This is a genomic window from Pseudomonadota bacterium (assembly GCA_022361155.1).
Classification (GTDB): domain Bacteria; phylum Myxococcota_A; class Polyangia; order Polyangiales; family JAKSBK01; genus JAKSBK01.
On sequence record JAKSBK010000559.1, the window covers coordinates 1 to 1,037 of the forward strand.

1 protein-coding gene is annotated in these 1,037 nt (G+C 67.4%); it reads left to right on the top strand.

The window, feature by feature from the left end; all coding sequences use genetic code 11:
* Positions 1 to 680: 680 nt before the first annotated feature.
* Positions 681 to 1,037 (top strand): hypothetical protein (locus MJD61_20875; protein MCG8557712.1); only part of this gene is annotated, 357 nt, incomplete at its 3' end.

Here is a 1,037-nt window from a genome sequence, read left to right on the forward strand (position 1 = left end):
CTCCTCGACCGGATTCAAAACCAAAACCGTATCCCTGCTCTCCCCGCACTCATCGAAGCCCGCGCCCAAGCTCCTTGAGTGCTCTGTACCCTGTGCGATCCTACCCTCCTCTCCTCGCCACCACCTTTTGAGAAGTTACCCGAACACCTTCCGAAAAACGGCAATAGTAGGAGGGCTGGAATCGCGACCAGGGCACCGCTCCAGTGTCCGAAACGCCCCTTACCCTCTTTCGGGACACCCCGTTTCAGGACACTCAGGAATGGGTGTCCCTTGGCGAGGCCCGAGTGGCGAGGCCCGAGTGCAATTGCGGGCGTTTTCAGTCCAAGATGGGCGCCTTGCGTGCGTCATCGATGTCCGCGGGCGCTTGCTGTGGGCGCGAAATCTCCTCGCGGGGCCTGGGTAACGGGCGTCTGGTCTCAGGCGGCGCCGCCGGCTTTTTCCCCTCCGGTACCCGCGGGTCGGCGACATGGGATTGCGCCCGCGGCCCGGCTGGCCCGCGTCTGTCACCAACTTCGACCTCGATCGGTCGAGGCGTCTGCGATAGCCGCCGATCCGCAGTCGAGGCACCGGAGGCATGGTCGACACTATGTTGAGGATGGCGAGACGAGGACGCAGCCGCTTGTGCGGGCGGATCGGTCATGCGGTTGCCAATCGATGCAGCGGCCGGAGGCTGGTGACCGGTGCGGGCTAGTGCCGAGTCGGGCGACCGAACCTGCGGGGCTCCCGCCCGTCGTCGTGACCCACTGCCGGGCTTGCGAGCTCCGTCCGACGGTACCCGCCGCCGTGCAGCCATGTACGGGACTGCGGTCTCGGGCGGCGCCGGCCCCGAATGGACGATCCCGCCGGCGCGACCCCACCGGCGGTACGAGCGGCGCCGCGATTCGGCGGAGCCAGGCGATTCGGCGGAGCCAGGCGATTCGGCGGAGCCAGGCGATTCGGCGGAGCCAGGCGATTCGGTGGAGCCAGGCGATTCGGTGAAACTGGATGGCTCGATGGAACCGGCGAGCCCGATCGGTCGAGGTCCCCGTGGTAGCGGC